This is a genomic window from Streptomyces sp. NPDC002690 (assembly GCF_053592415.1).
This window is the reverse complement of the sequence record NZ_JBSFVR010000039.1, coordinates 22966-35066: the sequence shown is the minus strand read 5'-3', so window position 1 is coordinate 35066 and position 12101 is coordinate 22966. Positions and strand designations below refer to the sequence as shown.

General features: G+C 72.8%; 13 protein-coding genes. 8 read left to right on the top strand and 5 right to left on the bottom strand.

Annotated features, from left to right (window positions below; all coding sequences use genetic code 11):
• Positions 1-888: ABC transporter substrate-binding protein (locus ACWD3D_RS08405; RefSeq protein WP_451460129.1), on the bottom strand; the 888-nt coding region annotated here is incomplete at its 3' end.
• A 174-nt stretch (positions 889-1062) separates the two neighbouring features.
• Here ACWD3D_RS08405 and ACWD3D_RS08400 point away from each other — a divergent pair.
• Positions 1063-1509 carry an SCO4402 family protein gene (locus tag ACWD3D_RS08400; protein WP_328723785.1) on the top strand — a complete coding sequence of 149 codons (447 nt, stop codon included), beginning with the start codon at positions 1063-1065 and terminating at the stop codon, positions 1507-1509.
• Positions 1510-1537: 28 nt separating this feature from the next.
• Positions 1538-2446: a formyltetrahydrofolate deformylase gene (gene purU / locus ACWD3D_RS08395; protein WP_451460128.1), complete on the top strand. Its 909-nt coding sequence runs from the start codon at positions 1538-1540 to the stop codon at positions 2444-2446.
• A gap of 86 nt (positions 2447-2532) precedes the next feature.
• Here purU and ACWD3D_RS08390 read toward each other — a convergent pair whose 3' ends face one another.
• Positions 2533-3972 carry a maleylpyruvate isomerase N-terminal domain-containing protein gene (locus ACWD3D_RS08390; protein WP_451460127.1) on the bottom strand — a complete coding sequence of 480 codons (1440 nt, stop codon included), beginning with the start codon at positions 3970-3972 and terminating at the stop codon, positions 2533-2535.
• A complete protein-coding gene (locus ACWD3D_RS08385; protein WP_451460126.1) occupies positions 3969-4577 on the bottom strand; it encodes a sigma-70 family RNA polymerase sigma factor in 609 nt (202 codons plus the stop codon). The genes ACWD3D_RS08390 and ACWD3D_RS08385 overlap by 4 nt, the downstream gene beginning before the upstream one ends.
• Before the next feature lie 374 nt (positions 4578-4951).
• Here ACWD3D_RS08385 and ACWD3D_RS08380 point away from each other — a divergent pair, with 374 nt between their 5' ends.
• The 3 genes from ACWD3D_RS08380 (at position 4952) to ACWD3D_RS08370 (ending at position 7263) form a co-directional block, all read left to right on the top strand.
• Positions 4952-5326 (top strand): STAS domain-containing protein, encoded by a 375-nt coding sequence (locus ACWD3D_RS08380; RefSeq protein ID WP_451460125.1) that lies wholly within the window; start codon positions 4952-4954, stop codon positions 5324-5326.
• A gap of 104 nt (positions 5327-5430) precedes the next feature.
• Entirely contained in the window at positions 5431-6003 is a 573-nt protein-coding gene (locus tag ACWD3D_RS08375; RefSeq protein WP_451460124.1) for an EF-hand domain-containing protein, read from the top strand.
• A 759-nt stretch (positions 6004-6762) separates the two neighbouring features.
• A complete protein-coding gene (locus ACWD3D_RS08370) occupies positions 6763-7263 on the top strand; it encodes an ATP-binding protein (RefSeq protein WP_451460123.1) in 501 nt (166 codons plus the stop codon).
• On the opposite strand, the gene ACWD3D_RS08365 is transcribed toward ACWD3D_RS08370, so the two are convergent.
• Positions 7235-8281, bottom strand: a complete 1047-nt coding sequence (locus ACWD3D_RS08365; RefSeq protein WP_451460122.1) for a GlxA family transcriptional regulator — start codon at positions 8279-8281, stop codon at positions 7235-7237. The two genes, ACWD3D_RS08370 and ACWD3D_RS08365, sit on opposite strands and share 29 nt — an antisense overlap.
• A 58-nt stretch (positions 8282-8339) precedes the next feature.
• On the opposite strand from ACWD3D_RS08365, the gene ACWD3D_RS08360 reads away from it, so the two are divergent.
• Positions 8340-9668: an MFS transporter gene (locus tag ACWD3D_RS08360; RefSeq protein WP_451460121.1), complete on the top strand. Its 1329-nt coding sequence runs from the start codon at positions 8340-8342 to the stop codon at positions 9666-9668.
• Positions 9665-10156 (top strand): ribosomal maturation YjgA family protein, encoded by a 492-nt coding sequence (locus ACWD3D_RS08355; protein WP_451460120.1) that lies wholly within the window; start codon positions 9665-9667, stop codon positions 10154-10156. The genes ACWD3D_RS08360 and ACWD3D_RS08355 overlap by 4 nt, the downstream gene beginning before the upstream one ends.
• On the opposite strand, the gene ACWD3D_RS08350 is transcribed toward ACWD3D_RS08355, so the two are convergent.
• The gene (locus tag ACWD3D_RS08350) at positions 10120-10506 is read right to left on the bottom strand and encodes a hypothetical protein (protein WP_451460119.1); all 387 of its coding nucleotides are present in this window, start codon (positions 10504-10506) and stop codon (positions 10120-10122) included. The genes ACWD3D_RS08355 and ACWD3D_RS08350 overlap by 37 nt on opposite strands.
• Before the next feature lie 169 nt (positions 10507-10675).
• Between ACWD3D_RS08350 and ACWD3D_RS08345 the strand changes: the two genes are divergently transcribed.
• Complete coding sequence (locus ACWD3D_RS08345) at positions 10676-12043, top strand: MFS transporter (RefSeq protein WP_451460118.1); 1368 nt, start codon at positions 10676-10678, stop codon at positions 12041-12043.
• Positions 12044-12101 lie beyond the last annotated feature (58 nt).

The following is a 12101-nucleotide window of genomic DNA, read 5'->3' as shown; positions in this document are numbered from 1 at the left end:
CCCCTCGAACGGGCTGTTCCGGCCGCCGGTGCTGTCGATGAGCGGCTGGCTGACGCTGCCGAGCACCGAGGAGATCCTGGTCCCGCCCTCGTTCGAGGGGAGGCGGCGGAAGGAGTCGAAGAAGGTGCCGGTGCGTTCGCCGAGGACGGCGGTGACACAGCCGTCCCCGGCCGCGTCGAGGGCCTTCGTGGCCTCGGAGTCGTACGAGGTCGCCGACTCGGGGGCGACCACGTCCTTGGCGGCGTGCCGGTGGCCCAGGGCCAGACCCGCGTCGAGCAGCGTCGCCATGCTGTCCCCGACGATGGAGTCCGGCCGGACCAGCGACACCGTCTCGCAGGAACCCGCCAGCTGTCTGCCGTTGCCCGCCACCAGCGCCGCCTGGCCGCCGTTGACCGGATACGACACGAAGCTCTGGAACTCCTCGTCGGACGCGCCGTACCCGCCGATGTACGGGATGCCCGCCGCCTCCAGCGGTGCCATGAAGGTCTGGCCGTGCCGACTGTAGGAGCCGACCACCGCCGCGACGTCCCGGTCGACCGCCTCGCGCGCGCACTTCTCGGCGCCGGCGAGCGAGTCCTCCTCGTCACAGGTGAGCACCTTCAGCTCGTGCCCGCCGATGCCGCCCCGCGCGTTGATCCACTTCGCGTAGGTGGCGGCGGTGGCCGTCACTCCGGCCATCGTCACCGAGTCCGCGTCGTCGGAAGCGCCGGGGGCCCAGGTCATCACCGTGACCGTGCCGCCGGAGTCCGCGGACGCGCCGGGGAGCGCCCCGCAACCGGACAGCAACAGTGCTCCGGCCGCCGTGGCTCCGACGAGGAGCCGGCGGGTTCCCGGGCGAGCGGGAGAGCCGAAGGAGCCGAGAAGGGGGGCGCGTCGCCGTCCGGTCATGGAAACGGAGCCTGCCGGGCTCCGGGTAACGGCGCTGTGTGCGAGAGGCAACGGGAAGTGACCGGGCGGTGAACTCCGGGGGCCCGCACGCACCCGGCACGAGGGAACGTACGATCGACAACCGTGCACCAAGGTTCGGAGAACACTTCCCGTCGAGGCCGCCGCTCCACCACCATGGACGGCATGCCGCTCAATGACATGCCGTGGTGGCGCTGGCGCAGCAACGTGCGCTCGGCGCTGCACATGCTCTCCGACCCCGTCTTCCACCACGAGTGCTGGCTGGCCGGCCGGGAAGGGTACGGCGACGTCACCGACGCCGTGTACCGCCTGGTCGAGGACACCTGGCTGGACAACTGGTCCGCCGAGAAGTACATCGGCACGATCTTCCGCGACCCGGCCGAGGCCGCCGCCGTGGACGCCGCCGTGCTGCGGGTGCTGCGCATCATGCACCAGGTCGGCGCCGACGCCCCCGTCTCCGCCTATCTGGAGCACGCGGGCTGGCCGGAGGCCGTCCAGACCACCCGCGAGGCCCATGTGCTGCTCGCCACCAACGACGGCGACGACCCGGACGTCCCGCCGCGCTCGCTGGACGTTCTCCGCATCATGACCAGATCGGCCTGAGACCGGGCGGGTGTGGCAATCTACGGGGATGACCGCGCCGCAGCCCGCCTCCCCCGCCCCGGACGCCTCGGTAGTCGACCCCGAGAGCTCCGAAAGTTACGTTCTCGTGCTGTCCTGCCCGGACAAACAGGGCATCGTGCACGCCGTGTCCAGCTATCTCTTCATGACCGGCTGCAACATCGAGGACAGCCAGCAGTTCGGCGACCACGACACGGGTCTGTTCTTCATGCGGGTCCACTTCTCGGCGTCCTCGCCGGTCTCGGTGGAGAAGCTGCGGGCGAGCTTCGCCGCGATCGGCGACTCCTTCCACATGGAGTGGCAGATCCACCTCGCGTCGGAGCGGATGCGGGTGGTGCTGATGGTCAGCAAGTTCGGGCACTGCCTGAACGACCTGCTGTTCCGGTCCCGGATCGGCGCACTGCCGGTGGAGATCGCGGCCGTCGTCTCCAACCACGAGGACTTCGCCGAGCTGGTCGGCTCGTACGGCGTGCCCTTCCGGCACATCCCCGTCACCCGGGACACCAAGGCCGAGGCCGAGGCGGAGCTGCTGGAGCTGGTCCGCGCGGAGAACGTCGAACTCGTCGTCCTCGCGCGCTACATGCAGGTCCTCTCCGACGACCTCTGCAAGGCGCTCAGCGGCCGGATCATCAACATCCACCACTCCTTCCTGCCGAGCTTCAAGGGCGCGCGCCCCTACCACCAGGCGCACGCCCGGGGCGTGAAGCTGATCGGCGCGACCGCCCACTACGTGACGGCCGACCTCGACGAGGGGCCGATCATCGAGCAGGAGGTCGAGCGCGTCGGCCACGGCGTCACTCCGGACCAACTGGTCGCGATCGGCCGGGACGTGGAGTGCCAGGCGCTCGCCCGCGCGGTGAAGTGGCACGCGGAACGGCGCATCCTGCTCAACGGCCGCCGCACGGTGGTCTTCGCCTGAGCGGCTGGGGGCGCCGGATGCCCGGGTGCCCGGACGCGGGCATCCGGGCCGCCGGTGTCACAGCCCGGTGCCCACGCCCGCCCGTGTCACAGCCGGCTGAGTGAGGCCGCCGCGTACAGCACGTCCTGGATGGCCCGGCGGTCGCCGACCCGTCCCACCGCGGCCTCCACCGGCGGCACATGGCCCGCGACCAGCTCGCAGAACTCCACCCCGTCCAGGGCGATCTGCGCCACCGTGTGGTCGGCCGAACCGACCGCGGCCGGCGAGTCCAGCGGGATGTACCAGTTCCCGCCGCCCCGGCCCTCCACTTCGAGGTGCAGCGAGCGCCCCGGCGAACCCGCCGCGACCAGCTCCTTCGCGGGCGCGGCCAGCCCCGCCCGGCGGCGTACCGCCAGCGCACCGGGCAGCAGCCGGGCGGCCAGGTCGACCATCCGGTTCAGGTGTCCCGCGGCCGGCGGGGCGTACGGATAGTGGACCGCCCGCGCGATGTCCCAGCCGTGCACCCAGCACTCGAAGGCCCGCTCCACCATCGAGTCCCGGACCGACAGCGAGAAGCCTCCGTACGAGACGGAGTCGTCCGCCACCGTGTGCTCGGCGAAGGAGACCGTACGCAGCAGGGTGTGGTTCAGGTCGCGCCACGGCGTACGGATGGACCGGGTCGCCGGGCGGGCCGACTCCGACCAGATCGCCTCCGTGCGCGCGACCGGTGTACGGGGCAGGCCCCGTCCGCCCAGCGGGTCGGGCAGACCGAGCGCGTCGGCCACGAGGCCGTCGACGGCCAGCAGGTGGGCGATCACCCCGGCCACCGTCGTCTTCCGGGTGGCGGGCTTCTCCTCCTCGAACCACCGCAGCCGCACCGGGGCGTGCCACTCGGCGTCGCCGATGTCCCGGAGCAGCGCGTCGAGCCGCGCGGTCTCCGCGTCGTAGGGCGCCGCCCACTCCGGAAGCGGGATCCCGGCCGGACGCCGTTCGAGACAGCTCTCGATGACCCGGCTGCGGAGCTTCGGGTCGAGGTCCAGGGAACGGTCGGTGTGCAGCAGCCCCACCGCGTCCCGCAGCCGCGTCCCCTCCTCGCGGCAGGGCGGACAGCCGGCGAGGTGCTCCTCGACGTCCCTGCTCTCCTCGGCCGAACAGGCGGCCAGCGCCCACGCGCCGAGCATGGACCGCAGCGCGGAGTGCGACGCCTCGGGCACCGGAACGACCGGCACGGGGACGGTCGGCAGCACGAACGGGGGAGGCTCGGGCCGGCGGCGGGGCCGCGGCACCACCTCCGCTTCCGCCTCCGCCTCCGGCGCGTCCTCCGCCTCCGGCGCGTCCTCCGCCTCCGGTGCGTCCTCCGGCTCGGGCAGGTCCCCCACGTCGTTGAGGTCCGTGAGATCCGTCAGGTCCGAGGGGAGCACCGGGCGCGGTACGGAGTCGAGGGCCAGGTCGTCCGGGGCGCTGCGCGGACCCGGTATCCGCCGGGCGCGCCGCACGTCGTCCCCGGTGCCGTCGGCCCCGCCGTTGCCGCCGTCGTGGCCGCTCACAGGGCACGTCCGTAGCCGGGCGGCGAGAAACCGTCCGCCGGGGCGAGATTCGCCGTCGACAGGAGCTGGAGTCCGAGCCGCAGCCGGCGGCGGGCCTCGATCTCGGTCACCCCGAGGTCGGTCGCGGTCTGCCGGTAGTCGCGGCGCTGGATGTAGGCGAGTTCCAGCGCCGCCCGCAGCGGTTCGGGCATGGTGGCCGCGATGTAGTCGGCACGGGCCGCGGCGGTCGCCCTGCGCAGACGTTCGTCCAGCTCGGAGGTGTCCCGCGGGCCGTCGTCACCGCCGTTCGGGCCGCCGGGACGATCCTCGTACGCGTCGCGCTCCGCCGAGCGCAACCGCTCCACCGAACGCCGGTGGGCCAGCCGTGCCACCCAGGACCGCATGGAGCCCAGCCGGGGGTCGTAGGCGTCCGGGTTCTCCCAGACGTGGGCGAAGACCTCGCGGGTCACGATGTCGGCGGCGTCTTCGTCTTCCAGCATCCGGTTGGCCTGACTGTGGACGAGCGCGGCGAACCGGTCGTAGAGCTCACCGAGGGCCGCCGCCTCGCCGCGGGCCAGTCGTTGCTGCATCCTGCGGTCCCAGCGGGGAGGTGCGCCGTACGCCATGAAACCCCCAGCCCTGCGCCCTGCGGTCGGTCCCGAAACGTGCCCCCGTGCCCCTCGTGCACCTTGAATGTAGTGCGCGACCCGGTCCGAACACGAACCTTTGCGCCAACTACCTCCCGGCGGGCCGTTGAATGGTAAAGGGGCCGGCGGCGAGAGAGCGGGCGGCGGTCGGGCCGCCGGGGACATCGGGGCGGGAGTGTGCGGTGGGGCTCCTTGCCGGTCCCGGCCCCCGCAAACCCGCGTGCACACGGAAGAGTGGCCCGGTGTTTCATGGAGGGGCGAGTGGGCAGCCGCGAGGAGGAACGGAATCCTCCGCATCGAGACCGGTACGGTACCGGTCTCGTCGGGAGCCCCGGAACGAGAGGTCCAGTCGCGTGACGCTGAAGGTGGACGAGGCCGAGCAGGGCGAATGGACCGTGCTCCGGATATACGGCGAGCTGGACCTGGTGACGTCACCCGTCGTCCGTAGTTCCGTGCACGGAGCCGTCGCGGCCGGGCGGCATCAGGTCGTTCTCGACCTGACGGAGGTACTTTTCTGCGACTCCAGCGGCGTCGGGGTGCTGATCGCCTCCCGCCGGCTGATGAAGTCCTGCGGCGGCCGGCTGCGGCTGATCCTGCCTGCCCGGGGAGCCGAGGACGGCTCCCACGTCAACCGGGTGCTCGCCGCGCTGGGGGTGCGCAGGCTCTTCGAGGTCTATCCCGACGCGGACGCCGCCGTCGACGAGACCGCTCTGCCGCTGCCCGCCTGACTGCCCGACAGAACACCGGTGCGGTGAGGTTGTCATACCGCCTTGTCACATTGCTGTCTTGCCGCAGTGACACGTGGCGACGTCGGGCGTCGTACGCTCCCGGCATGGACAGCGCAGAATACGAGCGCAAGATCGCGCACCGCTTCGCCGCCTTCGACCAGGACGGCAGTGGCTACATCGACCGGACCGACTTCAACGCCGCCGCGGCCCGACTGCTCGCCGAGTTCGGCACGACGGCCCGATGCGACCGGGGACAGGCCCTCTACAGCGGGGCGGAGGCCTTCTGGCAGGGCATGGCCGGGATCGCCGATGTGGACGGCGACCAGCGGGTCAGCCGCGAGGAGTTCGTGGGCGGGGCGGTGAAGCGGCTGCGGGACAGTCCCGAGCGGTTCGCGGAGATCGCCCGCCCCTTCCTGCGCGCGGCCATCGACGTCGCCGCCGCCGACGGCGTCAACGGACCCGTCGGCCCCTCGGGCGCACCGGTCCGGGGAGCCTCGGCCGCGGGCACGGCTCCGGTCGACGCGGTGGAGCGTGCCCTGCGGGTGCTCGGCGCGGACGCGGACATCGCGCGCATCGCCGCCCGGAGCCTGGACACCGACCAGGACGGGCGCGTCGCGGAGGACGACGCCGTGGCGGCCCTCGCCGCGTACGTCACCGTGGTCGAGCCGGACGCCTGACGCGGTCGGCCGGGACGCGCGGCGCGGGAGGACCGGGACGCCCGACGCGGTCGGGCGGGGGCGCGTGACGGCGGTCGGGCCGGGGCGCCTGACGGCGGTCGGTCGGGGGTGCCTGACGCCTGATGCGTGGCGCTCGATGCCGGAGTGCGCGGTCGGGCCGGAGTGAGCCCTCGCGCTCCGGCCGCGCACTCCGTAGTGCGCCGGGCGTGCGGGTGGGCGTGCATTCGCTCAGGCGTCCTGCCTCCTCCTTCGCGCAGATGTCCGGCCCGGCCGTCCGCCGCCGCCGGAGCGAACCGTTCCGCCAGGGGTGAGCCCGGTCCCCGCATGCGGTGACGTGCGGTGACGTAAGGAGGCCGCCCCTCGCGCACGTTCGGCGACGCCTTGTGGCCGCTCGGTCACCGGCAGGAGTCGTCGGCGTGCTCGGGTACGCTCCGTGGGATGCGAGAGCTAGTGGAACCGGACGCTCCGGAGGCGCCCCGTGCGGCGGCCGAGGGCCGGGTGCGGTGCCTTGCTCGTACCTCGGGGAGCTGCACCGGGCCGGGTCGGACGGCGATGCCGGGGGCGCGGAGGTCCGTCTCGGCGGCCTCCGGTCGAGTGCGTCGCACAGTATGCACCACGCGTACTCCTTCGCGCGTGAATATGCCCGAAGCGCTTGTTGCGGTGACTGTACGTCAACCATGCTGTCGCGCACAGGAATCACGTTCCGTGATCCTGAGGAGGCGCGAGGCGATGTGTCCGCCGGTTCGGATGGTGTGAGCGGTGCAGGTGCTTCAGGTTCAGCTGGAGGTCGGGGCGGATCCCGCAGAGGTGGGACGTGCCCGCAGATGGGCGCGGTCGCGCCTGGAGGGGTCGGGGATAAGGGATGACGAACCGCTCGCCGAGACGCTCATCCTCCTGATCTCGGAACTGGTCACCAACGCGGTGGTGCACACGGGCTGTCCGGCCGTGCTGCGGATGCTCTTCGGCCCGACCGGTGCGCCGGGGGCGGGTGGGACCGTGCGCGTGGAGGTGGCGGACGCCAGTGCCCGCCCGCCGAAACAGCGCCACGCGGAGGGCGACGACACCAACGGGCGCGGCCTGGAGCTGGTCGACGGGCTCGCCGACCGGTGGGGCTGGATGCCCGAGGGCACCGGGAAGCAGATCTGGTGCGAGGTCGACCGGTACGGCCGCGCCGCGTCCCAGGCGCGCGCGGAGGACCCGGCACTCGACGCCTACGACCCGCTGCTCGCTTTCAGCGATCTCTATCCCGATCTGACCTGACGTCCGCGACCAGGGCCTGTATCGAGTCGTCCCGGGGGTCGGCGGTCGCGCGGAAGGTTCTGCGGTAGACGGTCGGGGGGACGCCCAGGGCGGCCTGGAAGTGCTGGCGGAGCGAGGTGGCGGTGCCGAAGCCGGACTGGCGGGCGATCTGGTCGACGGTGAGGCCGGAGGACTCCAGGAGCCGGCGGGCGTGTTCCACCCGCTGCTGGGTGATCCACTGGCCGGGGCTGACGCCGGCCTCCTCGCGGAATCGTCGGGTGAAGGTCCGTACGCTCATCGACTCGCGTTCCGCCATGTCCCGCAGCTGGATCGGCCGGTCCAGGCGGGCGAGCGCCCAGGCCCTGGCCGCGGTCGTGGTGGCGAACCGGGGCTCGGGCACCGGGCGTTGGATGAACTGGCGCTGACCGCCGTCCCGGTGCGGCGGTACGACCGTGCGGCGGGCCACGTCGTTGGCGACGGCGGTGCCGTGGTCGCGTCGCACCAGGTGAAGACAGAGATCGAGGCCCGCGGCCACTCCGGCTGAGGTGAGCACGTCCCCGTCGTCCACGAAGAGCACGTCCGGATCGACCCGGACCTTCGGGAAGAGCCGCTGGAAGTGGTCGGCGGACGCCCAGTGGGTGGTGGCGGGGCGGCCGTCCAGCCGGCCGGCGGCGGCGAGGACGTACCCGCCGGTGCAGATGGCGACCAGCCGGGTGCCGGGCCGGATGCGGGCGAAGGCGGCGGTGAGTTCACCGGTCAGCCGGCCCTCGTCGTACACCGGGCCCAGTTCGTACGAGGCGGGGACCACGACCGTGTCGGCTTCCGCGAGGGCCTCGGGGCCGTTGCGGACCATCACCGCGAAGTCCGCGTCCGTCTGCACCGGGCCGGGCGGCCGGACGGAGCAGGTGACGACTTCGTAGAGCGGCTCACCCTCGCCGGCGGGCCCGAGGCACCGGGCGATCCCGAAGATCCGCTGCGGGATGCCCAGTTCGAAGGGGATCACTCCGTCCAGCGCGAGCACCACCACACGGTGGACCACGACCGCCTCCTCTTAATCCCTTGGTGGTATAGACCTTCGCCTGGTACACCTCTGCGATGTGACGGAGAAGCAACGGAACGGCGCACGCATTCCCGGGCTCGGTGATCAAGGGACCGTACACGCCCCGCGACAGCTCGCCCAGGGGTGGGACCCGGCCGCACCGGCGGCGTTTCCCGGGGTCGGTGGCGGCCCGGCCGAGCCGCTCTGGAACCGTAACTTCCGGTACTTCTTCGTCGCCCGCACCGTCGCCCTCTTCGGCGACGGCATGATCCCCGTGGCACTCACCGCCGGGCTGCTGGGCGCGGGCCGCCCGACCTCCTCCGTGGGATACGCGCTCGCCTCCTGGATGGCCCCGCTGGCGGTGTTCGTGCTCTTCGGCGGGGTGCTCGCCGACAAGTTCACCCCGCGCCGGATGATGGTCGCCGCCGACGCGCTGCGGCTGGCCGGCGCCTCCGCTCTGGCGGTCCTCTTCGCCACCGGCAGCCCGCCCCTCTGGGCGGTCTGCTCGCTCAGCGCGGTCGCGGGCGTGGGCGCCGCACTGTTCCAACCGGGCGTCGCCTCGACCGTGCCCCGGATCTCCACCGACGTCCAGCGCGCCAACGCGGTCCTGCGCGTCTCCGAGGCCCTGATGACGATGGCCGGCCCTGCCTTCGCGGGCCTGCTGGTCGGACTGGCGAGCGCCGGAGCGGTGTACGTCGCCAACGCGGCCACCTTCGCCGTATCCGGCGTCTGCCTCTTCCTGCTGAGACTCGCCCCCGCACCGCACGACGAAGTGCCGCGCGGCGGATTCGTCGCCGAACTGGCCGACGGCTGGCGCGAGTTCCGCGCCCGGTCCTGGCTCTGGGGAGTGATCGCGATCTGGACGGTGTACGGCTTCGCCGTCCTCGGCCCGGTCCAGCCGCTCACCGCAGTCCGGATCACCGAAGGCCACGGCTCGGGAACGTATGGCGTGATGATGGCGGTCAGCGGGGCGGGCAGCGTGGTCGGCGGGCTGCTCGCCCTCCGGCTGCGCCCACGCCGCCCGCTCGCGGCCGGGGCGCTGGCGCTCCCGGCCGTCGCCGTCAACCTGGTGGTACTGGGCCTCGACCTGCCGGTCGCGGCTCTCGGCGCCGGGCAGCTGGTGGCCGGCGCGGCCTCCGCGTTCTGGCTGGTGATGTGGTCCACGACGGTCCAGACGCATGTCCCGCCCGAAGCCCTGAACCGGCTGCACGCCTACGACGTGGCGGGGTCGCTCCTGATGGTCGCGGCGGGCCGCGCGCTGGCCGGCCCGGTCGCCGAGGCGGTCGGCACGTCCTCACTGCTCCTGGCGGGCGCCGTGATCAACCTGCTCGTCGTGGCGGCGCTGCTCGTCGCGCGCCCCATCAGCCGGCTGGAGCGCACCGGATGACCAGGACGGTACGGGACGGGCGAGGGGCCCTCGCCGGACCCGCCGTGCGCACCCGTGGGGTCGCGGCGGCCTGTGCCGTGCTGACCGTCGTCGGCGCCCTCGCCGTCCGCGCCGTCTCGGACGGCGACCCCGGGAAGTACGCGGGCGACGCGCTGTACACGGTGCTGATCCACGCCTTGGTGGTGCTGGTCGCCCCGCGCGTCCGCCCGGCGTTCGCGGCCGGGGTGGCACTGGCGTTCAGCTGCGCCGTTGAGGTCGCGCAGCTGACCGGCGTGCCCGCCGGACTGTCGGCCCGCTCGGAGGTGTTCCGGCTGGTGCTCGGCTCGACCTTCAACGCCCCGGACCTGCTCTGGTACGCGGTGGGCGCGGCATTCTCGTGGGGCGTGTACCGGTCGGTGCGGCGGTGGGCGGTGCGGCGGTGGGCCGTCGCGACGGCGGCGGGCCGGTCGGCTCAGGCCTCGCGGCGGGTCCGTCCCTCGGACTCCTGAAGCTCCAGCAACCGCAGCACGTGTTCGGCGGTGCGCTTGCGGCTGTTGCCGGAGACCCAGAGCGCGGCGCCGGTCACCGCGAAGGGCACCGAGAGGCCGAGGACGCCGATGAGCTCCGGCCACTGGCGTTCGTCCGCGCAGACGTTCTTGCTGCTCGGCGAGTACACCTCCGACACGGGGGCGCCGCAGTCGATCTCGTGGTCGCCGACGGAGGAGGTGACGCTGAAGGGCACCAGGAGCAGCCAGCCCAGCCACACCAGCAGGACGGCCGCGACCGCCACGAGGCCCATGCCCCAGGCGGAGCGCGTGGAGGCGCGGCGGTCGAACTCCTGGCGGGTTTCCCAGTACATGGTGATCTGTCCTCGTCGTCGGGGCGGCTGCGGGTGCCGTGGGCCGCAAGGGTGCCTGTGTTTCCGGCAGTTGATCGTACGCATCCCGCACATCCGTCCGAGGACCGGTGGCCCGATCCCTGCGACAGGTGGCCTCCAGGCCACTCGCCCGTACCCCGCCCCCGGCCGGATGCTCATGGACGTGACCCAGACAACCGAGAGCACCGCCCGGGGCGAGGGCGAGCGCCGGATTCCGGCCCCGGCCGACAAGTCCCCCCGCCCGAACCGCTTCCCGACCGTCCCCCGGATCCACCGTGCCTGGATCGTCGCCGCCGTCGCCTTCGTGACGATCATCGGCGGCGCCGCGTTCAACGCCCTGCCCGGTCTCCTCATCGACCCGCTGCACACGGAGTTCCGCTGGTCGCGCGGCGAGATCGGTTTCGCCGTCTCGATCGACCTCGCGCTCTACGGGATCACCGCGCCCTTCGCAGCCGCGCTGATGGACCGGTTCGGCATCCGCCGGGTGGTCGCCCTCGCCCTGACCGTGGTGGCCGCCGGTGCGCTCGGCAGCGTCTGGATGACCGCTTCCTGGCAACTGATGATCTACTGGGGCCTGTTGGTGGGGATCGGTACGGGCTCCATGGCGATGTCCTTCTCCGCGACCGTCACCAACCGCTGGTTCGTCGCCCGGCACGGCCTGGTCACCGGCATCCTCACCGCCGCCGGAGCCTCCGGCCAGCTGGTCTTCCTGCCGCTCTGCGCCTGGATCGTCAAGGAGCACGGCTGGCAGCCCGCCTCGATGACGGTCGCCCTCGCCGCCCTGGTCGTCGTACCGCTCGTCTGGTTCCTGCTGCGCGACCACCCCGCCGACGTGGGTCTCGCCCCCTACGGCGGTGCGTACACCCAGAAGCCGGCCCCCACCCGGGGCGCCGCCGCCAGGACCCTGCGGGTGCTCTTCGACGCGGCCCGCACCGGACAGTTCTGGCTGCTGGCCGGGGCGTTCGCGATCTGCGGCGCGTCGACCAACGGCCTGATCCGCACCCACTTCGTGCCCTCCGCCCACGACCACCACATGCCGGTCACGGCCGCGGCTTCGCTGCTCGCCGTCATCGGGGTCTTCGACATCGTCGGCACCGTCTTCTCCGGCTGGCTCACCGACCGCTTCGACTCCCGCCGGCTGCTCGCCGTCTACTACGCGCTGCGCGGGATCTCGCTGCTCTTCCTGCCGGTCCTGATGGCGCCCTCGGTACACCCGCCGATGGTCTTCTTCATCGTCTTCTACGGCCTGGACTGGGTCGCCACCGTCCCGCCCACCATCGCCCTCTGCCGGGAGCACTACGGCGAGGACAGCGCGATCGTCTTCGGCTGGGTGCTGGCCTCTCACCAGATCGGCGCGGCCGTGGTCGCGTTCCTCGGCGGAGTGGCCCGGGACGTCTTCGGCTCCTACGACGTCGTCTGGTACTCCGCCGGAGCACTGTGCGCGGTGGCCGCCCTGATGTCCCTCGTCGTCCGTCGCACACCGCGGGCCACGGACGCGCCGGCGGTGGCGGCTGCCTGACGGCCGGGACTCGCTGGTGCCAACTCCGTTACGGCGCAAGGGGACAGGGGCCAGAATG

Bases quoted from the DNA above. Each gene is read 5' to 3' on its own strand.
- ACWD3D_RS08400 (WP_328723785.1), top strand. From the start codon at position 1,063: ATGGACGGCATGCCGCTCAATGACATGCCGTGGTGGCGCTGGCGCAGC.
- purU (WP_451460128.1), top strand. From the start codon at position 1,538: ATGACCGCGCCGCAGCCCGCCTCCCCCGCCCCGGACGCCTCGGTAGTC.
- ACWD3D_RS08385 (WP_451460126.1), bottom strand. From the start codon at position 4,577: ATGGCGTACGGCGCACCTCCCCGCTGGGACCGCAGGATGCAGCAACGA.
- ACWD3D_RS08375 (WP_451460124.1), top strand. From the start codon at position 5,431: ATGGACAGCGCAGAATACGAGCGCAAGATCGCGCACCGCTTCGCCGCC.
- ACWD3D_RS08355 (WP_451460120.1), top strand. From the start codon at position 9,665: ATGACCAGGACGGTACGGGACGGGCGAGGGGCCCTCGCCGGACCCGCC.
- ACWD3D_RS08350 (WP_451460119.1), bottom strand. From the start codon at position 10,506: ATGTACTGGGAAACCCGCCAGGAGTTCGACCGCCGCGCCTCCACGCGC.
- ACWD3D_RS08345 (WP_451460118.1), top strand. From the start codon at position 10,676: ATGCTCATGGACGTGACCCAGACAACCGAGAGCACCGCCCGGGGCGAG.